Genomic DNA, 21657 nt, shown 5'->3' on the forward strand with positions numbered 1-21657 from the left:
CCGGCAAACGCCGCTGATGAGCTCCCGCACCCTCGACATTTCACCGCTGCCCTACGCCCGTTTGGGCGGGGCCCTGTATCTGACCATTATTCTGTGCGGGCTCTTTTCCGAGGGCTTCGTGATGAGCCAGCTCGTAGGAGCCGACGCGGCCGCCACGGCCCGCAATATCCTGGCTTCCCCGCTGCTCTGGCGCTGGGCCGTGGCGGCCAATGTGCTGCTGGTACTGTGCGCCCTGCCGTTGCTCTGGATTGAGTACCTGCTGCTGCGGCCCGTGAATCACGCGCTAGTGATGCTGTCGGTGGTGTTTAACCTGGCCTCGCTAGCCGTGGAGGCGGTTAGCAAAGTGTTTATGCTGCTGGTGCTGCCCCTGCTCAGCAGCGCCGACTACCTAGCTGCTTTCGGTCCCCGGCAGCTGCCCATGCTGGGCCATATAGCCCTGCGCCTGCACGACATTTCCTTCAATGTGGCCTTAATTTTCTTTGGCTGCACCTGCCTGCTCAACGGCTACCTGATTTACAAGTCGGGCTACTTTCCCAAGGTGCTGGGTTTGCTGATGCAGGCTGCGGGCGGTTGCTACCTGGTGGCGTGTACGGCGGCCCTGTTTGCTCCCGAGCTGGCCAACGTGCTGCTGCCGACCATTCTGCTGCCCTGCCTGATTGGGGAGCTGTGCATGAGCTTGTGGCTGCTGCTCAAAGGCGTAAACGCGGCCCAGTGGCAGGCCCGGGTAAGCCAGGTCGCCTAGGCCGCGCCACAGCGTTTTTTAGAGCTTCATATAGTCGCGCTTGGCCATTTCTTTACTTGGCTTGGGCGTATCGGGGTGTTGGTCCAGCAGCTCGCGCACCTGCTCGGGCGTGATTTCGGTGAAGTCTTTGATGACCCGCAGTGGGGCCTGAAACTGCTCGGGCTTCAGGCCGCTGCTCACGGCCACCACCCGCATCTTGGCCTTGTAAGCCGCCTGCTCACCTAGCAGGGCATCTTCAAACACCACGCAACGCTCCGGCGGCACGCCCAGCTTCTGGGATACGACGGTAAAGGTGTCGGCGTGGGGCTTGCCCTTGTCCACGTCGTCCTTGCCGGTTATCACGTCGAAGTACTGGCGCAGGTCGAGGTGGTCGATGATGTAGCTGATGGTTTCGGGCGGGGAGCCGGTGCCCAGCCCGATTTTGAAGCCGGCAGTGCGGGCAGCCCGCAAAAACTCCGTAAGGCCGGGAGTTTCCTTACGCTTGTCCCAATACAGCACCCGGTACAGAAACTCGCGCTGGGAGGCGTACTCCTTGAGCTCCTTTTCCGGCACTGGGTTACGAAACACAGTTTTGAGAATGTTGGTGGCCGGCATCCCGTTCAGGCGCTTGAGCAGCTGCCGGGCATTGGTAGTCAGACCATGCTCCCGAAACAATAGCTGGAAAGCCTTGGCCTGGTAGGGCGTATTATCAATCAGGACGCCGTCCATGTCGAAGATAAGGGCGTAGGGAGTTGGCGAAGAAGGCATAGGGAAAGCAGAACATGAGAAGCCGGAAGTAGCACTGCGTGTACGCACCACCGGCTATTTTGGCCGCTAGCGCCGTGATTACGGCGGCAGGCTGTTACCTTTGCGGCCGCTGTAGCCGGCCCAATTTCGTGGAGCGGCGGCGCAGCCGAACCAACGCGTTACGGATTTGAAAAAGAGCCTGTTCCTGTGGGGCGCTGCCATGCTGGCGGCTCCCGCCTTTGCCCAGAAAACCGCCAAGCCCATTGCCCGCCCCAAGCTCGTGGTCGGCATCGTGGTGGACCAGATGCGCTACGACTACCTGTACCGCTACTGGAATAAGTACGGCAACGACGGCTTCAAACGGCTGCTGGGCGAAGGGTTTAGCTACGAAAACACCCACTACAATTACGTGCCGACCTACACCGGGCCCGGGCACGCCAGCATTTATACCGGCACCACGCCCTCTATGCACGGCATCGTGGGCAACAACTGGTTTGTGCGCGAGGAAGGCAAGGGTACTTACGTCACCGAGGACAAAACCGTGCGGGGCGTGGGCGGCAGCGGGCCCGAGGGGCAGATGTCGCCGCGCCACATGCTGACCACGACCATCACCGACGAGCTGCGCCTGGCCACCAACTTCCAGAGCAAGGTAATCGGGGTCTGCATCAAGGACCGGGGCTCCATCTTGCCCGCCGGCCACGCGGCCAACGCCGCCTACTGGTACGACGGCTCCAACGGCGCTTTTATCACCAGCACGTTCTACGCCCAGCAGCTGCCCGCCTGGGTGGCGCAGTTCAACAGCCAGCAGCGGGCCGCCCAGTACCTCGACAAGCCCTGGGAAACCCTGCTGCCCATCAGCCAATACACCGAAAGCACCCCCGACGACGTGGCCTGGGAATCGGCTTTCCGGGGCGAGGACAAGCCCGTGTTTCCCCACGACCTGCCCAAGCTGAGCGCCCAGGCACCCCGGGCCGTGCAGGGGGCTTTGAAGGCCGAGGGTGAAAAAGCGCCCGTAGCCACGCCCCGCAACCTAGACTTGATTCGCTCCACACCCTTCGGCAACTCCCTTACGCTGGACTTTGCCCTGGAAGCCGTGCGGGCCGAGCAGCTAGGCCAGCGCGGCCAAACCGACTTCCTGGCCCTGAGCTTTTCCTCGACCGACTACGTGGGGCACCAGTTCGGCACCACCGCCATTGAAACCGAAGATACCTACCTGCGCCTCGACCAGGATATTGCCCGCCTGCTGAACTCCCTCGACAAAACCGTGGGCAAAGGTCAGGTGCTCGTGTTCTTGTCGGCCGACCACGCCGCGGCCCAGTCGCCCAACTTCATGCTGGAGCACCACCTGCCGGCCGGCTCGGTGGGCCCCCGCCTCATGCGCGACTCGATTCAGCAGCAGCTGGTGAAGCGGCACGGGGCCGGCAACTGGGTGCTGAGCTACGAAAACCAGCAAGTGTACCTCAACCGCCCCCTGATTGCCCAGAAGCAGCTTAACCTGCGCACGGTACAGGATGAGGTGGTAGACATTGCCGTAAACCTCTCGGGCGTCAACCGCGCCATCACCGCCGACGACTTGCAGAAGTCGCACTGGGAAAGCGGCATGCTGATGTACCTGGAAAACGGCTACTTCCCCAAGCGCAGCGGCGACGTGATGGTGGTGCTGCAGCCGGGCTGGCTGGAGTCGTACTCCTTCCCCATAAGCAAGGGCACAACCCACGGCTCGCTGAACAACTACGACACCCATGTGCCGCTGGTGTTCTGGGGCTGGCGCGTCAAGCACGGCGAGTCGCGGATGCCGGCCAAGATTACCGACATTGCTGCCACCCTGGCCAGCTGGCTGCACATTCAGGAACCCAACGGCAGCACCGGCACCCCGCTGCTGGAAGTTCTGCGCTAAAGGCAAAGCCTCCGGGCCCGGCCGGAGCGGCGGGTCGCAAAACCGGGTTTGGGCGGTTTGTCCGTAGAAAATCACAATTCAACCAGCTTTTTCACCAGCTTCACGTAATACGTGCTTAAATTCGGGCCAGCGTAACCAGTTTTGTTTGTCCAGCACAGCGAAACGGGCGCAGGCTACGCGCCCCGCCGACCAACGGGCATTTCGCCCGCACGACTTTTTACCTCTCTTAAACGAACCGGGCGCGTCAGGCGCGCCTTCTCTACCAACATGGCTCACTTTAACCCTTGGCACGATGTGGAGCGCGGCGAAAACGCCCCCGCCATCGTGAACGGCATCATTGAAATTCCCAAAGGCTCGAAAGGCAAGTACGAACTCGACAAAGACAGCGGCATGCTGAAGCTGGACCGGGTGCTGTTCTCGGCCGTGCACTACCCCGCCGCCTACGGCTTTATCCCCCAGACCTACTGCGACGACAAAGACCCGCTGGATATTCTGGTTATCTGCTCGGTTGATATCGTGCCCATGTGCCTGGTGGATGCCAAGGTAATCGGGGTGATGCAGATGATTGACGGCGACGAAGAGGATGATAAAATCATTGCCGTGGCTGCCCACGACATTTCCGTGAACCACTACAACGACATTGCCGACCTGCCCCCGCACACGCTGCTGGAAATGCGTCGCTTCTTCGAAGACTACAAGGCGCTGGAGCACAAGCAGGTAACGGTAGAGCGTTTCATGGGCCGCGAAGATGCCTACCGCATCATCGAGGACAGCATCAAGCTCTACAATGACACCTTCGACGCTTCGGGCGTGAAGAAAACGACCAACGTCGAGCAGCTGTAAGCAGCGCTACGCCGCTCGTCTGCAAGCCCCGCTGGCCCTCTGGTCGGCGGGGCTTTTGCGTGGAAGAAGCGGGACAAATTAGCAGCTCGGCTGTACCTATTGCGGAGCTGGTTACGTAGGCCAAGCATGCCTAAAGAACCCGCTAAGTCGCCGTTTTTGCGTTTCCTCTACGAAAACAGCCTGTTGCTGGTCGGTTTTACTCTGGTGCTCATCACCATGGTGGGCCAGGCTCTCACCGGCTGGCACGAGTACAATAACGACCTGGAAGACCTGAAGCTGCCGGCCCTGACGCTGGGCCAGTACCTGACCTCGGGCCACTTCATGGAAGCCACTTTCGAGAACTGGGAAAGTGAGTTTCTGCAGATGGGCGTGTACGTAATGCTCACCATCTGGCTTCGGCAGAAAGGCTCTTCCGAATCGAAAAAACTCTACGAAGAAGAAGAGGTAGACCGGGAGCCGGATGCCAGCAAGGAAGACGCGCCCGGCCCGGTAAAGCGCGGGGGCTGGATGCTGGAACTCTACAAAAAGTCCTTGAGCCTGGCTTTCTTCCTGCTGTTCTTTGCCTCCGTGTGGCTGCACGCCCGCGGCGGCCTCTCGGTCTATAACATTGAGCAGCAGCAGCACGGGGAACCCACCGTGGGGCTGCTCGAATTCATGGCTACTTCCCGGTTCTGGTTTCAGTCGTTTCAGAACTGGCAAAGCGAGTTTCTCTCCATTGTGTCCATCGTCGGGCTGTCCATTTTCCTGCGGCAGCACGGCTCCCCGCAGTCGAAGCCGGTGGATGCCGGCAACGACGAAACCGGCGAGTAACTCGCCGGAACCTTATCTTTGCCCCGCGGCGTAAGCAGAGTTTCCACTTCTCTCTTCCGCCCGGAGCCATGCGCCAAGTCAGCGAAAAATCAGCGGCCGCCGTTCCTTCCTCATCCTCGGGCCTAAAGCGCGGGCTGGATGCGCTGCTGTACAGCAGCGGCCTGGTGGCGGCAGCGGCTACTAGCCTGACCTGGGCTACTTTTCTGTTCTGGCGCGTCCACATTCCCTTCCGGCTGGCCCTGCTGATTTTCTCGGCCACGCTCTTTCTCTACAACATTGACAGTGTGCTGCCCTACAAGTTTCGGCAGCAGGCCGTGCTTTCGGAGCGGAAGCGCTGGATGATTCAGCACCGCCGGGAGCTGTTTGGGCTAGCCCTGGTGTCGTTGGCGGTGGCGGGTGCCCTGTTCTGGCTCGATGGCTGGCGCCACCTCACGCTGTTTTTGGGCCACCTGGCGGCCATTTCCCTGCTTTATTCCTTTCCTATCGTGAAGGTAGCCGGCCGCTGGTGGGCCCTGCGCGACTTGCCGCTGCTCAAGGTATTTCTGATTGCCTACGTCTGGGCCGCCATTACCGTGTGGGTGCCGGCGCTGTACTTGGGCAAAGCCCTGACGGCACCCGTGGTGCTGGTGCTGTTTGGCCGCCGCTTTTTCTTTATCCTGGCTCTGGCTTTCGTCTTCGACATCCGCGACTACACCAAAGATTTGCTCAGCGGCACCCGCACGTTTCCGGGCATTTTCGGCCTCCGGGCGGCCAAGGTGCTGGCTCTATTGTGCCTAGCCGTATCGGGCCTGCTGATTCCGCAGGGCGTAACCCCGGCTCATTTGCTGGTGCTCACTATTCCCACCTTGCTCACCGGCCTGCTCGTGTGGTTTGCCGACGAAACCCGGCCCGACTACTACTTCGCCCTGCTGGCCGACGGAGTGATGGTAGTGCAGTTTCTGGCCGTATACTGGGTGGCGTAAGCAGGGCTAAAAGGCATCCGGCGTGGTCAATTCCTGCAGGGTCGGACCGATAAAGCGCGTCAGGTCGCCGGCAATGAGGCCCACTTCGCCGGTGTGCCGGGCCGCCAGGTCGCCGGCCCGGCCGTGGGCGTAGATGCCTAGCAGAGCCGCATCAAGGGCCGAAAGGTGCTGGGCGCGCAGGGCCGTGAGCAGGCCGGTCAGCACGTCGCCGCTGCCGCCGGTGGCCATACCGGGGTTGCCGGTCGTGTTGAAGTACAGCTCTCCGGTGGGTGTACCCAGGCAGGTGTGGGCCCCTTTGAGCACGGTGTAGCAGCGGTGCTTGTGGCAAAACTCGCGCAGCAGCTCCAGGCGGTGGTAATCGTCGCGGGCCGAGCCGCTCAGGCGCTCAAACTCTTTGGGGTGGGGCGTCAGGATAGAGTCAGGTGGGAGCAGGGCTAGCAAATCGGGATTAGCCCCGAGCAGATTCAGCGCGTCGGCATCCAGCACCAGTGGCACCTGGGCTGTGCGCAGCAGTTGTTCCAGAACAACTTTGGTAGAATCCGCCTTATCAATGCCCGGGCCCATACCAATGGCGGAATACGGCGTAAGCTCGGGCAGCTCGCTCAGAAAGTCAGCAGCCGGGTCGGTGAGGGCCATGGCTTCGGGCGCACTGGTTTGCAGAATGTCGTAGCCCACGGCCGGCGTACGAACGGTAAGCAGCCCTACGCCGCTGCGCAAACAGGCCTGGGTAGCCAGCACGGCGGCCCCTATCTTGCCGCGGCTGCCCAGCAGCAGCAGGGCGTGCCCGTAGGTGCCCTTGTGCCCAAACCGGCCCCGCCGGGGCAGCCGGCCCGCCAGCAGCGCGGCATCTATCAGGAAGAGCCGACTTTCGGCCTGGGCCTGAAACTGCCGGCTCAGCCCAATCGGGACGGTATGCCACTGCCCCACATACTCGGCATTGCGGGGCAATAGAAACGCCAGCTTGGGCAGTTCGAAGCTCACCGTGTGCCGGGCCCGGACGACGGGACTGTCGGCGGGCTGGGCGGCATCAGCCAGCAGGCCTGAGGGCATATCTACGGCCACAATGCGCGCCTGGGCCTGATTCAGGTGAGCTACTACCGCCGCGGCCAGGCCCGTTAACGGCCGCGTCAGGCCGGTTCCAAACAGCGCATCGATAACCAGGGCCCCGGCCGGAATAACGGGCAGCGCGGCTTCGGTTAGCTCCTGATAGGGCAACTCTGAGGGCAGGCGCCAACGGTTGGCCTCAAAGTCGGGGAGTACTTATCGGCCGGCAATGCAAATACTTGTACCAAATAGCCGGCCGCGTGCAGCTGCCGGGCTGCTACCAGCCCGTCGCCGCCGTTGTTGCCGGGGCCGCAGAACACCAGGATTTCGCCGGCCTCGGCCGGGGTTTGGCGGGCCAGCAACCACTGAGTGAAGGCCGTAGCAGCGCGCTCCATCAGGGCTTCGGAGCTGATACCTTCTTCTTGGATGGTGGCCTGGTCGGCCTGGCGGGTTTGGGCGGCGGTAAGAATCTTCATGGGGCGGTAGCGGCAACAAGGTACGAGCGGTAAACAGGCACCATACCCCGAACGATACGGCCGCAAAAGCGTTGGGGCCCGGCCACAATAAGCGTACTTGCAACCGTAATTTGGCTCTTATGACCCGTACCTGTTTTATACCGACGAGTTCGGTTTGGATGAGCACTCTATCTATTTTCTGCGGAACCGGTTCCGCTATGCCAGTCTTCCCCTGCGCGAGGCCACGCTCTACGTGCAGCGCGGCGCCGATATTCGCAACTGGCGCCTGATGCTGGCTTTTGGCCTGGGCCTGATTGGCTTCGGCCTATGGTATGCCGGCTTGATCGTGGCGTTTTTTCGCTCCGATGCCGGTGGTCGGATCTACATAGAAGAAATAGTGGTGCCCGTAATTCCGGTGCTGCTGGGCATCTTTGCGGTGGTCATGGCCCTGCGGCGCGGGCCGGTGCTGCGCGTTCAGGAGGCCAGCGGCGCTAGCCGCACCGTGTCGCTGCGTGCCGTCGAAAAAAACGGCCGCCTGACACGCCTGCTCGATTTTCTGCAGGCCCAGGTCCCGGCCGGGCAGCTCCATGTGGCGGCCGAGGTGCAGCAGTGGCAGGCCTAGCCAGCCGAAGGAAGTGCCGGTTAAAAAACTTCCCGGCTACCTGCCGCGTTTGCAAAGCATCTGAACTGTTGAATTCCGACGGAACCAAACCAAACTTTATATGCAAACCTGGAACGACGTTATCCGGCTGGCCAACCACGGCAGCCCGGCCCCCGACCACCGCGTGGAGAAAACCGACGCCGAGTGGAAAGCCCAACTCACCTCTGAACAATACTACGTAACCCGGCAGCATGGCACCGAGCGGGCCTTTACCGGCGAATACTGCGAAGCCCACGAAGCCGGCCTCTACGCCTGCGTGTGCTGCGGCACCCCGCTCTACGACTCACGCACCAAGTTTGAGAGTGGCACGGGCTGGCCCAGCTTCACCCAGCCGGTGCAGGAAAACGCCATCCGCTACAAGAAGGACACCAGCTTCGGCATGACCCGGGTAGAAGTGCTCTGCAACGTGTGCGACGCCCACCAGGGCCACGTTTTTCCCGACGGTCCGGCCCCGAGCGGCCTGCGCCTGTGCATCAACTCGGCCGCCATTAAGCTGGTAGGCGAGCCCCAGCAGGCCTAAGCTCGAAAGCTGCCAAATGCCAACAGCGCCAGACGTGCAGGGCAGGTCTGGCGCTGTTGGCATTTACATGAATGGCACAATTACAGCGCGTCGAGGCTGATGTTGTAGCCCACAATTTTTATGGAGTCATCGGCTTCGCGCTCCAGAGTAAAGGTTTCCAGGGCGCTGCCTTTGGCGTACTTGCTTTTGTATTGCAGCACGTAGTTGCTGCTGGGGTTGGTGCCCTTCACTACCTGCGTTTGCCACGGCCCCAACTCGGTATGCACCAAGGGCCCAAGCAGGGTGTCGCGCCGGGCCCACAGCTGCCGCACTTTCTCGCGGGAGGTCGTTTCCCACATTTCTTCCCCAAACAGGCGCAGGTTAGCATCCCGTCGGCCCTGCTTCTGGTTCATCAGAAACGAGTCGGTGACCAGCTCGGCGGGCTTGCGGTCCTCCTCGCTGTTGGTCACGGACGTGGTGTAGTTGCAGCCCATCAGGCTGCTGGCTAGTAAGGCGGTGCCCACCAGGCGGCCGCAAAAGGAAGGAAACAAAGCCGGATGGTTTTAAACGGTAGAAAGATGCTGTCAAATGCTTCCCAAGATACAGCCATTGGCCGGGGCTCGGCAAGCCCGCGGCCGAAAGTTGCGGGCCTCGCCGCCGGCCTCATTTTGGCGTAGATACCCGGAAAGTAGCCAGCCACGAAGAATTTCTCCCGATTTTCGTGGCCCCCGCCGGCGAACTGCCCGTTCGGGAGTCGTGTTCTGAGTTGTTTCCCACCCTTGTTTCCACCCATCATGTCTTTGTTATTCACTGATTTTGCTTCCTGGCAAACCCATTGCGAGGCCACCGGGCAGCCGCTCTACCAGCCCGTGCTCGACTATGAAGTCGAGCAGAAAGGCCGGGCCGAGGCCGATATCTGGCCCGGCCTGCAGCGCGCCTACGACGTGATGCGCGACGCGGTGAAAACCGGCCTGACCGAAGACATGACGTCCCGCTCGGGCATGATTAATAACGGAGCCAAGAAAATTGCCGCTTCGCCCGTCACGGTCTTGTCGCCGGAGTTCAAGCAGCTCATTACCCGGGCGCTGGGCGCCAAGGAAGTTAACTCGTGCATGGGCCGGGTAGTAGCTGCGCCCACGGCCGGGGCCTCGGGCATTCTGCCCGGCGTGCTAGTTACCATTCAGGACTTGCACCGCCTCGAGGACCGCCAGATTCTGGAAGGGCTGCTGGTAGCGGCCGGCATTGCCCTTATCATCGAGCAGAATGCCTCCCTGGCTGGGGCCGTGGGCGGCTGCCAGGCCGAAACCGGCAGCGCCGCCGCCATGGGCTCGGGCGCCATCGTCTACTGCCTGGGCGGCACCATCGACCAGGTATTCGCGGCCGTGGCCATTACCATTCAGTGCATGCTGGGCCTAGTCTGCGACCCGGTGGCGGGCCTGGTAGAAGTGCCCTGCGTGGTGCGCAACGCTTCGGCGGCGGCCATTGCCTTTTCCTCGGCCCAGATTGCAATTGCCGGCGTCGACCCCGTAATTCCGGTGGACCAGTGCGTGGCCGCCCTGGGCGAAGTGGGACAGAGCATGGAAACGCGTTACAAGGAAACCGCCCTGGGCGGCCTGGCCAACACGACCCGGGGCCGGGAAATCGAGAAGATGGTGCTAGTGCAGGACGTGAATATTCTGCCCGACGAAGACCACCAGTAAGCCCTGCTCCTGATACTGTTTCACAAAAAAGCCCCGCCAGCACAGCTGATGGGGCTTTTTTATTGCACTGAGCGAGTAGTGCTTGCAGCTACCCCTTGCCTCAAAAGCTAGGTGTTGGCAGTAGTCATATTCTGCGGAAAAAGGTAGTTAGTCACCTCTGAAACACCAGCCGGCTGCTTCTCCCGGGTCCTTATTGGTGGTTGCCACCCACCGGTTTCGACTCGGGCGCCATGATCAGCTTGGCCAGGAACTGCACGGCGTCGCTGTAGCGTGTGCGTAGCTCTTTATACTTTTTCCAGGCTTCTTCGCGGTCGGGGTGCAGGGCCACGCCTTCCTCACGCAGTTGGTCGTAGGTCTGGAAAAAATCCCGCCGGGTAGGGTCTTCAATGGGGTCTTCCTCGGCTATAACCTCGGCCGGCTCAGCCTGAGCGCGTTCCTCGAAGTAGCGCGACACCCGGTTGATGGCCACGCAGCCGGCTTTGAAGCACATTTCCATGTCCGCGTCGCGCTTCTGGTCTACGGTGCTGATAATTACGGCAGCCGTTTCCAGAATCAGGTCGGCCGTCGTGACCCAGGAGCGGCCAGGCTGGGGCGAGCGGAAAAACGACAGAATAGGCAGCGACGTGTGCGTTTCCTCGATTTCTACAAACCATTCCTCCCAGACTTTCCACTGCGGCCCGTCATCGGTCAGGTTACCGCTGCGATTCAGCCACCCGATCAGCTCGGTGGCCGTGCGGTTGATGCCGCAGCGCAGCTCCACGCGGGCTACCACCAGCTCACGGCGGGTAAAGGCCTGGTACATCGTGGGCAGGTAGGAAATCAGCAGGGTGATGAGCAGCAGGCCAAAAGTGGCCTCAGAGTACGTCACAATGCTGATGAGCACGGTAGTAGCTTCCACCGAGCCCAGCGTGAGCAGGGAAGAGGAGCTGAGCAGGTAGCTTTTGGTGAAGTCGCCTTCGCCCAAAGCCCAGTAGATGCCTGCGTAGGCAGCCGAGAGGATAAGCAGCCACACAATAGGCAGCGTTACCAGGGCTACCGGCGCATACAGGGCCATTATTCGGTCCCGCTTGGCGTAGGTATTGTAGCGCGCAGCCAGGAAGCTGAACAGGTGCCGAATACCCATAAACACCCAGTTGTTGATCAGCACCGACTCATTGCGGGGCAGAACAAACGAGCGGATAGCGGATAAGACAACCGTAATGATGAGAAAGGCGCCGCCCGCAAAGGCAGCAACCCGCAACAGCAAATCGAGCATAGAGAATACGCAACCGCGTGGCAACGTGCCCGCTAGGCGTATGTACTGCTACCACCCGGAATAGTTGGGCGCTGAGGCCGCCGTTCAGCTTAAGAAGCTGAAAACCCAGGTTCAGGTGAAACCTTGACGGCTACTTCCGTTCCTTCCAAAGCTGGCGGAAGGTCTTGGGCGCTACCTGCACGGCTTCGCGGCGCTTGCTCCAGCCCGTTTGACCCAGCAGGCGGCTCAGCACCCAGTTTTTGCCGCTCACCGGGGCCATATCCCAGAGCCAGCGGTGCTTCATGCCGTAGAGCCAGAGCTTGATGGCCCGCTGCTCTTCCTTGTCGGAATAGCCGGCCTGCACGCTCTGCTGGCGGTTTTTGAGCAGAATGTTGTGAATGTTAATCTTGACCGGGCACACCGACGAGCAGGCTCCGCACAAGGATGAGGCAAAGCTCAGGTGCTTGTTTTCCTGCAAACCCGACAGGTGGGGCGTAATCACCGAGCCGATGGGGCCGGAGTAAGTGGCCTCGTAGGTGTGGCCGCCGATGTTCTTGTACACCGGGCACACGTTCAGGCAGGCTCCGCAGCGGATGCAGTGCAGGGCTTCGCGCTTGTCGGGCTGGGCCAGCAGGTTGGTGCGGCCGTTGTCGAGCAGCACCACGTACATTTCCTCGGGCCCGTCCTTCTCCAGGGGCTGGCGCGGCCCGGTATAAATGGTGTTGTAGACCGTAACCTGCTGCCCGGTGCCGCTAGTGCTGAGCAAAGGCCAGAACAAATCCAGGTCGTGGACGCTGGGAATGACCTTTTCGATGCCCACAATGGCAATGTGGGTTTTGGGGAAAGTAGCGGAGAGGCGGGCGTTGCCTTCGTTTTCGGTTACGGCAATGCCGCCAATGTCGGCTAGTAGGAAGTTGCCGCCCGTCACGCCTACTTCGGCCGAGGTGTACTTGCTGCGCAGCAGGTGGCGGGCCGTGAGCACTAGCTTCTGGGCGTCGTCGGTGGGCTCAATCTTGAGGTGCTTGACGAAGATGTCGGCAATGTCCTTCTTGGAGAGGTGCATGGCCGGCGTCACAATGTGGTAGGGCCGTTCCCCGTTGAGCTGCACGATGAACTCGCCCAGGTCGGTTTCCACCGAGTCGATGCCGTTTTTGCCCAGGTACTTGTTGAGGTGAATTTCCTCGGTGGTCATGCTCTTGGCCTTCACCACGGTGCGGGCCTTTTTGCGCTGCATGATCTTGCCGATTTCGTTGAGTGCCTCCTCGGCATTCTGGGCCCAGATAACCTTGCCCCCGCGCTTGGTGAAGTTCTTCTCGAACTCCAGCAGGTAGTGGTCCAGGTTGTTGATGGCCGTGGCCTTGAGGTAAGAAGCCCGCTCCCGCGCCAATTCGTGGTCGTGGTACCAGCCCAGGCCGGTTTGCACCGCCGCGTTGTACTTGCCGATGTTGAAGCGAATCTTGCGCCGGTGCTCCAGATCAAAGGCTTTATGCTCGGAGTCGGTCAGGAATTGGGCAACTTTGGTCATAGCAGTAGGCAGTAGTTAGGAGCGGGGTCTAAACAAATATAACGCGGAACGACCAGCCCCGCGTGCCATTGACCTCCAATTATGTCCGGAGTCCTAGCTTTTGGGCTCACTCAGGGCCGGGTGGCATTCACGCTTAGGCGCTTTTCGCGGTTAGCCAGCTCCCAGGCCGTAAAGAACACGAGCTTAGCGCGTTCGGCCAGCTTTTTGAACTCAATCCGGTCCACGTCGTCGGTGGCTTTGTGGTAGTCCTGATGCAGGCCACTGGTGTAGAAGATAATCGGAATGCCGTGGCGGGCGAAGTTGTAGTGGTCGGAGCGGTAATAGAGCTGCTCGGGGTCCTTGGGGTCGTTGTACTTGTAGTCGAGGCGCAGGTGGGTCGTGCGGGCGTTGGCTTCTTCGCTGAGCGTGTGCAGCTCGGTGCTGAGCCGGTTGGAGCCAATCAGGTAGAGGTAGCCGGGCTTGCCCTGGTGGGCTTTGTCGGTGCGCCCAATCATGTCGATGTTGAGGTCGGCAATGGTCTGCGCCAGCGGGAACACGGGGTGACCGGTGTAGTACTCCGAGCCCAGCAGGCCTTTTTCTTCGCCCGAATTCAGCAAGAACAGAATGCTGCGCCGCGGGCCGTGGCCGGCCGCCTTGGCCTGGCTGAACGCCCGGGCCAGCGCCAGCACCGCCGAAGTACCCGAGCCGTCGTCGTCGGCCCCGTTGTAAATCGTATCGTGCTGCACGCCCACGTGGTCGTAGTGGGCCGAAATGACCAGCACTTCGTCTTTCTTATCCGAGCCCTCCAGAAAGCCCAGTACGTTGCTGGAAGTCAACGCTTCGCGCTTCTGGGGCAGGTGTATCGTGAACGGTACTGGCTGCAGGCGAGCCGGGGGCTGCTTCAGCTTATAGCTTTCCGCGTCGTAGCCCCACAGCAGGGGCACAGTGGTACCCAGCAGGGCCGCGCCCAGCGGACCGTTGGTAATGATAGTGGTGATATAGGCCGGCGGCACCTGCACCTGCAGCTCCTTCTCCTCGGGCTGCAGCACGGGGCTGGCGAGGAAATACGTGGGTTCCGGCGAGTCGACCTGCACGGGGCCGGCCAGCCGGGCAAACTCCTTGGGTGTGGCATACGTCACCACCGTCAGGCTGCGGGCACCTTTGTCGCGGGCCAGGGCCGCCTTCCGAAACACGGAGCTCCACTCACTTTCCTGCTTGGAGCCCGAAAACAGATAGCGGCCCAGGCCGTTGTTGGGCTCCCCCTGCAGCACGATTACGTCGCGGCCGCGCACGTCGGGCTGGCCGGCGTAGTCGTTATAGGTAGCCGTTTCGATGCCAAAGCCCCGAAATACCGGGTCGGCCGGAGCCGCGGATTCGGGGAAGGTGGAGGCCCCGAAGAAGACAAAATCCTGCCCGTCCACAAATGTGGTGGAGCCCACCCGCACTGTGCCCGCGCCCGTCGGCGTCGTGCCCAAGATGCCAAACGACTGCTGAAACGGGCTGCTCCCGCCGCTAACCGGCCCACGCAGGCCGAGCTGCTCAAACTGCTGCGTCAGGTATTGCGCCGCCTTTACCTGCCCGGGGTGGCCAGTTTCGCGTCCCTCGAAGGCGTCCGAAGCCAGAATGGTCAGGTGCTCTCGCAGCAGCTCGGGAGTAATGCTGGCCGAATATTCCAGGCCCGGGGCTGGGGCTGGCCGGGCTGCCGGGGCACTGGGCTGGGCCACTATGGGCAATGCTCCGGCAGCGGCCAGAAACACGCAAAGCAGAATTCTTTTCACGCGGAAGGTTGCAAGGGGAGAGGTCAGAAAAGCCGGCGCCCGGTTTGGTTCTTGCCCGCCCCTGATCAAGAACCAAACCGGGCGCCGCAGTGCGGGCCAAATGCCGGCTAAAAAAGCAAGTCGGAGTTACGGCTTGTTGGAATCTACCACGATGCGCTGCTCCCGGTTGGCCAGCTCCCAGGCCGTGTGAAACACGAGGTGGTTGCGCTTGGTCATCAGCGGAAACTCGATTTTGTCGACCTCGTCGGTTTCCTGGTGGTAGTCGGCATGGTCGCCGGTGGTGTAGAAAATCACCGGGATTTTGTGCTTGGCGAAGTTGTAGTGGTCGGAGCGGTAGTAAACCCGCTCGGGGTCCTTGGGGTCGTTGTAGCGGTAGTCCAGCTCAAGCTGGGTGTAGCGCTGGTTAGCTTCCTCGTTGATGCGGTGCAGCTCGGAGGAAAGCTTGTCGGAGCCCACCAGGCTCACGTACTGGTCGCCGGCCTTGTGGTTCTGGTCGGTGCGGCCCACCATGTCCATGTTCAAGTCCACGACGGTGTGCTCCAGCGGAATAACCGGGTTGTCGGTGTAGTACTCGGAGCCAAACAAACCTTCTTCCTCGCCCGTGACGGCCAGAAACAGGATGCTGCGGCGCGGCCCGTACCCTTCGGCCTTGGCTTTGCTGAAGGCTTCGGCCTGCTCCAGCACCGATACCGTGCCCGAGCCGTCATCGTCGGCCCCGTTGAACACTTTGCCGTCCCGGATGCCCAGGTGGTCGTAGTGGGCCGAAAGTACCAGCACTTCGTCTTTCTTATCAGAGCCTTCGAGGTAGCCCATTACGTTTTCGGTGGCGAAGGTTTCCGATTTACGCGGGGCCCGAATCAGCAGCTTGCCGGGCTTAAAGGGCGACTTCACGGGCTTGCCGGCCGCCGCTACGGCCGCCTGGTACTTGGCTAGGCCCTCGGCCGAGGTACCCAGCAGCTCATAGCCCACCGGCGTCGACACGAAAAACGCGGCGGCCCGGGGCGGCTGCAAGCCCTTGGCCTGGCCCAGCATGCTCATCCGCGGCTGACTCAGATACGGCTTGAAGCGGGTCAGGGCCTGGGTGAACTTGGCCGCGTCGGGGTTGATAAAGATAATGCTGCGGGCTCCTTTCTGGGTGGCCAGGGCGGTTTTGGCCCGGGAGTCGGCGCTCCACTTGCTCGGGCCTGCGCCGGCCGGCAGCAGGGGTTTGCCGTCTTTCAGCGGCTCGCCTTGCAGCACTACTACGTCCTTGCCCGTCACGTCGAGGCCGGCGTAGTCGGAGTAAGCACCATCCTCAATGCCGTAGCCCACGAAAACGGGCTGCAGCGTGGTTTCCTGCCCAAACGGCGACTCACCGGTAGAGTAATAATCTTCCAGCCAGATATACTGCTTTTTGCCCAGCTGCAGCTTCATATTGGGCAGGTCCCAGCGGCTGCGCTCCAGGGTAAAGTGCTGGATAAACGGGTTGTCGGAGCTCGGTACCGGACCGGTCAGGCCCAGGGCCTGAAACTGCTGAGCCAGGTACTCAGCGGCCATTTTCTGGCCTTTCTCCCCGGTTTCCCGGCCTTCGTACGCATCGGAAGCCAGGATGGTCAGGTGCTTGCGCAGGTCCTCGGCCGTGATGGTGTTGGCGTAGGTCACCGACCAGTCGGTAGCCGCGGCGTCGGGTGCGGGAGTTGCCGGCTTGGCCTCGGTTTTGACTTTGGTTTTGACCTTGGTTTTTTGCGCCCAAGCCGGGGAGCCGGCGCTGACCAGGGTGGCCGCAAGCAGCAGGCCGAAGAGAAAAGGTTTTGTCATATCAGGGGCAAAGGTACAGGAACGGGGGAGCTTCAGCGGCCGCGTGCTGCTGGCGGCACTTTAATGATAAAAGGCTGGCCGCCGGGGCCCGTAAGGACGTCCGGCAACCAGCCTTTTACTCAGTAAGAATTAGGAACCGGCGTTATTGCTTGTTCGAGTCAACCACAATCCGGTCGTTGCGGTTGGCCAGCTCCCAGGCCGTGTGGAACACGAGGCGGGCCCGCTTTTCCATTTTCGGAAACTCAATCTTCTCTACTTCGTCGCCCGGGCCGTGGTAGTCGTCGTGCACGCCGTTGAAGAAGAAGGCCACCGGAATCTTGTGCTTAGCGAAGTTATAGTGGTCGGAGCGGTAGTAGAAGCGGTTCGGGTCCTCGGGGTCGTTGAAGCGGTAGTCCAGGTCAATCTGGGTGTACTTCTGGTTAGCTTCCTCGTTGATGCGGTGCAGCTCGGAGGAAAGCTTGTCGGAACCGATGACGTAGACATAGTCACTCTTGCCCTCGTGGTCCTTGTCGGTGCGGCCCACCATGTCGATGTTCAAGTCGGCAATAGTTTGCTCCAGCGGAAACACGGGATGGTCAGTGTAATACTCCGAGCCCAGCAGGCCCTTTTCCTCCCCGGTCACGGTCAAAAACAGGATGCTGCGGCGTGGTCCGTGGCCTTCGGCTTTGGCCTTGGTAAAGGCCTGGGCCAACTCCAGCACCGATACTGTGCCCGAGCCGTCGTCGTCGGCGCCGTTGTGCACCTGCCCGCCAATCACGCCGATATGGTCGAAGTGAGCCGACACGACCAGGATTTCTTCCTTCTTGTCGGAGCCTTCCAGAAAGCCCAGCACGTTTTCGGTCGTAAACTGGTCCTTTTTCTTGGGGGCTTTTATGGTAATCTTGGCCGGCTTGAAGAGGCTGGCTACCGGCTTACCGGCTTTGGTCACGCTGCTTTGGTACTTGCCCAGGTTGGCCGCCGTGGTGCCCAGCATCTTGTAGGCCACCGCCGGCGAGACGAAAAAGGCCGAACGAGGTGCTTCCTTACCGTCCAGAAACGTGACGGTGGGCCGGCTCATGTAGGGCGTCATCCGGGCCGCCGACTTAGTGAAGCCGTCGGGGGTAACATCCACAAAAAACACGCTGCGGGCGCCTTTTTCGGCGGCTTTGCTGGCCTTGGCCCGGAAGTCCATGCCCCACTTGCTGCCCTGTCCGTCCTTGCCTAGCAGGGCTTTGCCCTGGGCGTTCATGGGCTCACCCAGCAGCACAATTACGTCCTTGCCTTTCACATCCAGGCCGGCGTAGTCAGAGTAGCCTTCCTGCTCGATGCCGTAGCCGGCAAACACGGGCTGCACCGTGGTTTCGGTTTGGAAGGGGGAGCTGCCGTAGGCGTAGAAGTCGGTAAGCCACTTGTAGCTCTGCCCGCCCACTTTCAGCGTGGCGTCGCCGGTCCAGACGGAGCGCTCCATCGTGAAGTGCTGCAGGTAGGGGTTGTCGGAGCCCTGCACCGGACCAGTCAGGCCCAGGCTCTTAAACTGGTTGGCAATGTACTCAGCGGCCATTTTCTGGCCTTTTTCGCCGGTTTCGCGGCCTTCGTACGCATCGGACGCCAGGATGGTCAGGTGCTCACGCAGGTCGGCCTGGGTGATGCTGGCGCCATAGGCAAAGGACCAGTCGGCTTCCTGCGGGGGCAGCTTGGGTGCGGGCGGCAGCGTTTCGGCGGGAGTAGTGGCGGCCGGAGCTTCCGTCTTGCCACGCTTGTGCTTGACTTTCACTTTCTCCGGGGCCTGCTGGGCCACGGCACTCGTAGCGCAGCACGCCGCCAAGAGCAGCGTGTAGAGGGAGGTTTTCTTCATTATATGGTGAGGTGGTGAGATAGTGAAATGGTGAGTTGTCGTTCGGTTAGTGTAGTTCGCGCAATACAAACCTAAAAGCTCACCATTTCACAATCTCACCATTTCCCCGCTAGGGTTGCACGATCAGGACGCTGGCGTAGGCGGCCACACCCTCGCGCTTGCCCACGAAGCCGAGCTTTTCGGTGGTGGTGGCTTTAATGGAAATGTCTTCGACGGGAATCTGCATCACCTCGGCCAGCACTTGCTGCATCTGGGCAATGTGGGGATTCACCTTGGGCACTTCCAGGCAGATGGTGGAGTCGATGTTGCCGATGCTGTAGCCCCGTTCACGCAGCAGGCGCATCACTTCGGCCAGCAGCCGCTTACTGTCGATGCCCTTGTACTGCGGGTCGGTGTCGGGGAAGTGGAAGCCAATGTCGCGCAGGTTGGCCGCGCCCAGCAGCGCGTCGCAGATAACGTGAATGAGCACGTCGGCGTCGGAGTGGCCCAGGGCGCCGTGGGTGTGGGGCACCTGAATGCCGCCGAGCCAGAAAGGCAGGCCTTCCTGTAGCTGGTGCACGTCGTAGCCAAAGCCAGTGCGGATTTTCATAGGGTAGGGGAGATGGGGAACCAGGAAAATGGAAGCTCCAAGGTACGGGGAAGCGGTGAAATGGTGAGATGGTGAACTGGTGAGTTGTTGTTCTAGCGGCGCGGCTTTGCGCAGTCATAACATCAAACTCACCATCTCACTAGTTCACCATCTCACCAGTTATGGAAATATAGTTGGCGGCGAATAAAGTATTCCCTCCGTTCGTTCGTCAGCCTTGGGGCCGCCCCTCGGAACTCATGCAAACCATTAGCAAAAAATTAATGGAAACTTTGGAGTCGTTAAAAGTTTCCGTTGTACCTTTGTGGCGTGAGTATGGAAATCAAGGACCGGATCTTAGTAGCTGCCATCGAGCTGTTCATGCGTAACGGCATCCGCAGCGTTTCTATGGACGACATTGCCACGCACCTGGCCATGTCTAAAAAGACTCTCTACAAATGGTTTGAGAACAAAGACCAGATCGTGCTGGCCGTGATGCAGGGCCGGCTGAACCGGGAGGAAGTGGATTGCGAGCAGGCGTTTGCCACCGGCTCCAACGCCATTGAGGCCATGTTCAACCTGGTAACCTGGCACAAGGAAATGCTGGCCAGCATTCACCCCAGCATTTTTCACGACCTGCAGAAGTATTATCCCCAGGCCTGGCTGCTATTCGAGCAGCACAAGAACACCTTCATCCTGCAGAAAATCCTGACCAACCTGCGCCAAGGCATGGAGGAAGGCTTGTACCGGCCCGACCTGGACGTGGAAGTAATGGCCCGCCTGCACCTGTCCGAAATCGAGCTGATGTTCAACAACACGGTGTTTCCACCCAAGCAGTTTGGGTTGCAGCGCGTCAACGTGGCCATGATTGAGCACTACCTCACGGGCATTTCTACCCTCAAAGGCCACCGCCTGATTAACCAGTACCGGAACGTAACCGAACCGGAAGAATAACCTGCTCCGGCAACTAGCCCTCTACCCTTTCCGCTTATCGTTTTTCGCTCTTATGAAAAATACGCTTCGCTTCCTGTTTCTGTTGGCGGCTCTGGCCTTCATCGGTATCCAGCAGCTTCTGGCCCAAACGCCTTCCACGGGCCAGCCCGTGGCCACTTCCACGCCCGTGCAGTTCTCGCTGCAGCAGGCCATTGAGTATGCCTTAAAGAACAAGTCGACGCTGCAGGCCACGCGCATCAATGAGCAGATTGCCGTAGCCCGCGTGGGCGAGATTCGCTCGGCCGGCTTGCCCCAGGTCAACGTGGGTGCTGCCCTGACCGACAACCTCAAGCTGCAGAAGTCCCTGGTTGACTTCGGCGCCTTTGCCGGCGGAGCCGGGCAGCTGAACGGTACGACCCTGACTCAGGAGCAGCTGGCCCGGGTGCAGCGCGGCGAAACCGTGACCCTGGCCCCGGCTTACACGCCGTTGCCCGCCACTGGCCCCCAGCCCCTGGCCTTCGGCCTGCAATACGCCGGCAACGCGGCGGCTTCGGCTTCCCAGATGCTGTTCAACGGCTCGTATCTGCTGGGCTTGAAAGCGGCTAAAGTGTACCAGCAGCTTTCCATCAAGCAAACCCAGCAAAGCGAAATCGACGTGGTAGAGCAGGTGTCGAAAGCCTACTACAGCACGCTCGTAGCCCGCGAGCGGCTGGAACTGCTCTCGCGCAACGTGCAGCGTCTCGACACCTTATTATACCAGACCACCCAGACCTACAAGGAAGGCTTTGTAGAAAAGCTCGACGTGGACCGTTTGCAGGTGCAGGTCAACAACCTCAAGATTGAGCAGCAGAACGCCGCCCGCCTCATCGACCTGAGCGTGGCCCTGCTTAAGTTTCAGATGGGCCTCGACCAGCGCCAGCCCGTGGAGCTCACCGACCGCCTCGACGAAGCGGTGGTGGAAGCCGAGCGCGGCAGCCTGATCAACCTCAGCGACGCCTTCAACTACGGCAACCGCATCGAGTACTCGGTGCTCGAAACCCAGCGCGACCTGGCCATCCTCGACGTGCGCAACCGCCGCTCGGGCTACCTACCTACCCTGAACCTGGTAGCCCAGTACGGCTTTACCGGCTCCGACAACCGCTTCGGCGGCCTGATGGAGTTCCGCGGCCCCAACTCCCGCAGCGAAGCCGGCTTTATCAACCAGAACTGGTTTGGCTTCGGCAACGTGGGCCTGCAGCTCAACATTCCGGTGTTCGACGGCTTCCGCAAGAAGTACAACATCGAGCAGGGCAAGCTGGCCGTGGAGCAAGTGAACAAGGGCTTCACCACCCTGCAGCAGGGCATCGACCTGGAGCGGGCTCAAACCACCACGACCCTGCAGAATACGCTGGCCGTGCTCGGCAACCAGAAAGCCAACCTGGAGCTGGCTACCAACGTGGCCCGCGTCGCCAAAATCAAGTTCCAGGAGGGCGTAGGCTCTAACCTGGAAGTCATTACGGCCGAAACCGACCTGCGCCAGGCCCAGACCAACTACTACAGTGCCCTCTACGACGCGCTGGTGGCCAAAGTCGACTACGGCAAAGCTGCTGGCACCCTGGGCCGCCGCTAATTGTTCGTGACGATGTACTTCTCCCTCAAGAAACTTCCTTCCTTTTCGGTTAGCCTGCCCGGCA

The 21657-nt window shown here is 60.9% G+C and carries 20 protein-coding genes; 10 read left to right on the forward strand and 10 right to left on the reverse strand.

Going from position 1 to position 21657, the window contains the following annotated elements; genetic code table 11:
- Window positions 1-16 precede the first annotated feature (16 nt).
- Window positions 17-742: a DUF4386 domain-containing protein gene (locus MUN79_RS07275; RefSeq protein WP_244677064.1), complete on the forward strand. Its 726-nt coding sequence runs from the start codon at window positions 17-19 to the stop codon at window positions 740-742.
- Between the two features lie 18 nt (window positions 743-760).
- On the opposite strand, the gene MUN79_RS07280 is transcribed toward MUN79_RS07275, so the two are convergent.
- Window positions 761-1489, reverse strand: coding sequence for an HAD family hydrolase (locus tag MUN79_RS07280; RefSeq protein WP_244677065.1), 729 nt, complete (start codon window positions 1487-1489; stop codon window positions 761-763).
- Between the two features lie 166 nt (window positions 1490-1655).
- On the opposite strand from MUN79_RS07280, the gene pafA reads away from it, so the two are divergent.
- From pafA to MUN79_RS07300, 4 genes are all read left to right on the forward strand, one after another.
- Entirely contained in the window at window positions 1656-3365 is a 1710-nt protein-coding gene (gene pafA / locus MUN79_RS07285; RefSeq protein WP_244677066.1) for an alkaline phosphatase PafA, read from the forward strand.
- A 267-nt stretch (window positions 3366-3632) separates the two neighbouring features.
- A complete protein-coding gene (locus MUN79_RS07290) occupies window positions 3633-4208 on the forward strand; it encodes an inorganic diphosphatase (RefSeq protein ID WP_244677067.1) in 576 nt (191 codons plus the stop codon).
- Window positions 4209-4334: 126 nt separating this feature from the next.
- Window positions 4335-5018 (forward strand): DUF6766 family protein, encoded by a 684-nt coding sequence (locus MUN79_RS07295; RefSeq protein WP_244677068.1) that lies wholly within the window; start codon window positions 4335-4337, stop codon window positions 5016-5018.
- A 68-nt stretch (window positions 5019-5086) separates the two neighbouring features.
- Window positions 5087-5980, forward strand: coding sequence for a UbiA prenyltransferase family protein (locus MUN79_RS07300; RefSeq protein ID WP_244677069.1), 894 nt, complete (start codon window positions 5087-5089; stop codon window positions 5978-5980).
- A 6-nt stretch (window positions 5981-5986) separates the two neighbouring features.
- Here MUN79_RS07300 and MUN79_RS07305 read toward each other — a convergent pair whose 3' ends face one another.
- Window positions 5987-7195 carry an NAD(P)H-hydrate dehydratase gene (locus MUN79_RS07305; protein WP_262923003.1) on the reverse strand — a complete coding sequence of 403 codons (1209 nt, stop codon included), beginning with the start codon at window positions 7193-7195 and terminating at the stop codon, window positions 5987-5989.
- Complete coding sequence (locus MUN79_RS29895) at window positions 7177-7500, reverse strand: NAD(P)H-hydrate epimerase (protein ID WP_262923004.1); 324 nt, start codon at window positions 7498-7500, stop codon at window positions 7177-7179. Before MUN79_RS29895 ends, MUN79_RS07305 begins: the two co-directional genes overlap by 19 nt.
- A 154-nt stretch (window positions 7501-7654) precedes the next feature.
- Between MUN79_RS29895 and MUN79_RS07315 the strand changes: the two genes are divergently transcribed.
- Entirely contained in the window at window positions 7655-8101 is a 447-nt protein-coding gene (locus MUN79_RS07315) for a hypothetical protein (protein WP_244677070.1), read from the forward strand.
- Between the two features lie 100 nt (window positions 8102-8201).
- Window positions 8202-8660 (forward strand): peptide-methionine (R)-S-oxide reductase MsrB, encoded by a 459-nt coding sequence (gene msrB, locus MUN79_RS07320; RefSeq protein ID WP_244677071.1) that lies wholly within the window; start codon window positions 8202-8204, stop codon window positions 8658-8660.
- 80 nt (window positions 8661-8740) lie between these two features.
- Here msrB and MUN79_RS07325 read toward each other — a convergent pair whose 3' ends face one another.
- The gene (locus tag MUN79_RS07325; RefSeq protein WP_244677072.1) at window positions 8741-9190 is read right to left on the reverse strand and encodes a DUF4019 domain-containing protein; all 450 of its coding nucleotides are present in this window, start codon (window positions 9188-9190) and stop codon (window positions 8741-8743) included.
- Between the two features lie 243 nt (window positions 9191-9433).
- Between MUN79_RS07325 and sdaAA the strand changes: the two genes are divergently transcribed.
- Complete coding sequence (gene sdaAA / locus MUN79_RS07330) at window positions 9434-10339, forward strand: L-serine ammonia-lyase, iron-sulfur-dependent, subunit alpha (RefSeq protein ID WP_244677073.1); 906 nt, start codon at window positions 9434-9436, stop codon at window positions 10337-10339.
- Window positions 10340-10529: 190 nt separating this feature from the next.
- Here the strand turns inward: sdaAA and MUN79_RS07335 are convergent, their stop codons facing one another.
- The 6 genes from MUN79_RS07335 to ispF all read right to left on the reverse strand — a co-directional run bounded on the left by MUN79_RS07335 (window position 10530) and on the right by ispF (window position 19075).
- The gene (locus tag MUN79_RS07335) at window positions 10530-11594 is read right to left on the reverse strand and encodes a hypothetical protein (protein ID WP_244677074.1); all 1065 of its coding nucleotides are present in this window, start codon (window positions 11592-11594) and stop codon (window positions 10530-10532) included.
- Between the two features lie 130 nt (window positions 11595-11724).
- Window positions 11725-13098 (reverse strand): LutB/LldF family L-lactate oxidation iron-sulfur protein, encoded by a 1374-nt coding sequence (locus tag MUN79_RS07340; RefSeq protein WP_244677075.1) that lies wholly within the window; start codon window positions 13096-13098, stop codon window positions 11725-11727.
- 110 nt (window positions 13099-13208) lie between these two features.
- Entirely contained in the window at window positions 13209-14855 is a 1647-nt protein-coding gene (locus MUN79_RS07345) for a M28 family peptidase (RefSeq protein WP_244677076.1), read from the reverse strand.
- A gap of 126 nt (window positions 14856-14981) precedes the next feature.
- On the reverse strand, window positions 14982-16652 hold the full coding sequence (locus tag MUN79_RS07350; protein ID WP_244677077.1) for a M28 family peptidase: 1671 nt from the start codon (window positions 16650-16652) through the stop codon (window positions 14982-14984).
- Between the two features lie 142 nt (window positions 16653-16794).
- Entirely contained in the window at window positions 16795-18486 is a 1692-nt protein-coding gene (locus MUN79_RS07355) for a M28 family peptidase (protein ID WP_244677078.1), read from the reverse strand.
- Window positions 18487-18595: 109 nt separating this feature from the next.
- Window positions 18596-19075: a 2-C-methyl-D-erythritol 2,4-cyclodiphosphate synthase gene (ispF, locus tag MUN79_RS07360; protein WP_244677079.1), complete on the reverse strand. Its 480-nt coding sequence runs from the start codon at window positions 19073-19075 to the stop codon at window positions 18596-18598.
- Window positions 19076-19387: 312 nt separating this feature from the next.
- Between ispF and MUN79_RS07365 the strand changes: the two genes are divergently transcribed.
- The gene (locus tag MUN79_RS07365; protein WP_244677080.1) at window positions 19388-20005 is read left to right on the forward strand and encodes a TetR/AcrR family transcriptional regulator; all 618 of its coding nucleotides are present in this window, start codon (window positions 19388-19390) and stop codon (window positions 20003-20005) included.
- Window positions 20006-20057: 52 nt separating this feature from the next.
- Window positions 20058-21593, forward strand: a complete 1536-nt coding sequence (locus MUN79_RS07370) for a TolC family protein (RefSeq protein ID WP_244677081.1) — start codon at window positions 20058-20060, stop codon at window positions 21591-21593.
- The last annotated feature ends 64 nt before the right edge of the window (window positions 21594-21657 follow it).

The organism is Hymenobacter cellulosilyticus, assembly GCF_022919215.1.
Classification (GTDB): domain Bacteria; phylum Bacteroidota; class Bacteroidia; order Cytophagales; family Hymenobacteraceae; genus Hymenobacter; species Hymenobacter cellulosilyticus.

What these genes read in the sequence shown, in the direction of transcription:
- MUN79_RS07370 (WP_244677081.1), top strand. Translation starts at nt 20,058, where the DNA reads ATGAAAAATACGCTTCGCTTCCTGTTTCTGTTGGCGGCTCTGGCCTTC.
- MUN79_RS29895 (WP_262923004.1), bottom strand. Translation starts at nt 7,500, where the DNA reads ATGAAGATTCTTACCGCCGCCCAAACCCGCCAGGCCGACCAGGCCACC.
- MUN79_RS07365 (WP_244677080.1), top strand. Translation starts at nt 19,388, where the DNA reads ATGGAAATCAAGGACCGGATCTTAGTAGCTGCCATCGAGCTGTTCATG.
- msrB (WP_244677071.1), top strand. Translation starts at nt 8,202, where the DNA reads ATGCAAACCTGGAACGACGTTATCCGGCTGGCCAACCACGGCAGCCCG.
- MUN79_RS07340 (WP_244677075.1), bottom strand. Translation starts at nt 13,098, where the DNA reads ATGACCAAAGTTGCCCAATTCCTGACCGACTCCGAGCATAAAGCCTTT.
- MUN79_RS07335 (WP_244677074.1), bottom strand. Translation starts at nt 11,594, where the DNA reads ATGCTCGATTTGCTGTTGCGGGTTGCTGCCTTTGCGGGCGGCGCCTTT.
- MUN79_RS07280 (WP_244677065.1), bottom strand. Translation starts at nt 1,489, where the DNA reads ATGCCTTCTTCGCCAACTCCCTACGCCCTTATCTTCGACATGGACGGC.
- MUN79_RS07290 (WP_244677067.1), top strand. Translation starts at nt 3,633, where the DNA reads ATGGCTCACTTTAACCCTTGGCACGATGTGGAGCGCGGCGAAAACGCC.
- MUN79_RS07275 (WP_244677064.1), top strand. Translation starts at nt 17, where the DNA reads ATGAGCTCCCGCACCCTCGACATTTCACCGCTGCCCTACGCCCGTTTG.
- MUN79_RS07350 (WP_244677077.1), bottom strand. Translation starts at nt 16,652, where the DNA reads ATGACAAAACCTTTTCTCTTCGGCCTGCTGCTTGCGGCCACCCTGGTC.
- ispF (WP_244677079.1), bottom strand. Translation starts at nt 19,075, where the DNA reads ATGAAAATCCGCACTGGCTTTGGCTACGACGTGCACCAGCTACAGGAA.
- sdaAA (WP_244677073.1), top strand. Translation starts at nt 9,434, where the DNA reads ATGTCTTTGTTATTCACTGATTTTGCTTCCTGGCAAACCCATTGCGAG.
- MUN79_RS07355 (WP_244677078.1), bottom strand. Translation starts at nt 18,486, where the DNA reads ATGAAGAAAACCTCCCTCTACACGCTGCTCTTGGCGGCGTGCTGCGCT.
- MUN79_RS07295 (WP_244677068.1), top strand. Translation starts at nt 4,335, where the DNA reads ATGCCTAAAGAACCCGCTAAGTCGCCGTTTTTGCGTTTCCTCTACGAA.
- MUN79_RS07300 (WP_244677069.1), top strand. Translation starts at nt 5,087, where the DNA reads ATGCGCCAAGTCAGCGAAAAATCAGCGGCCGCCGTTCCTTCCTCATCC.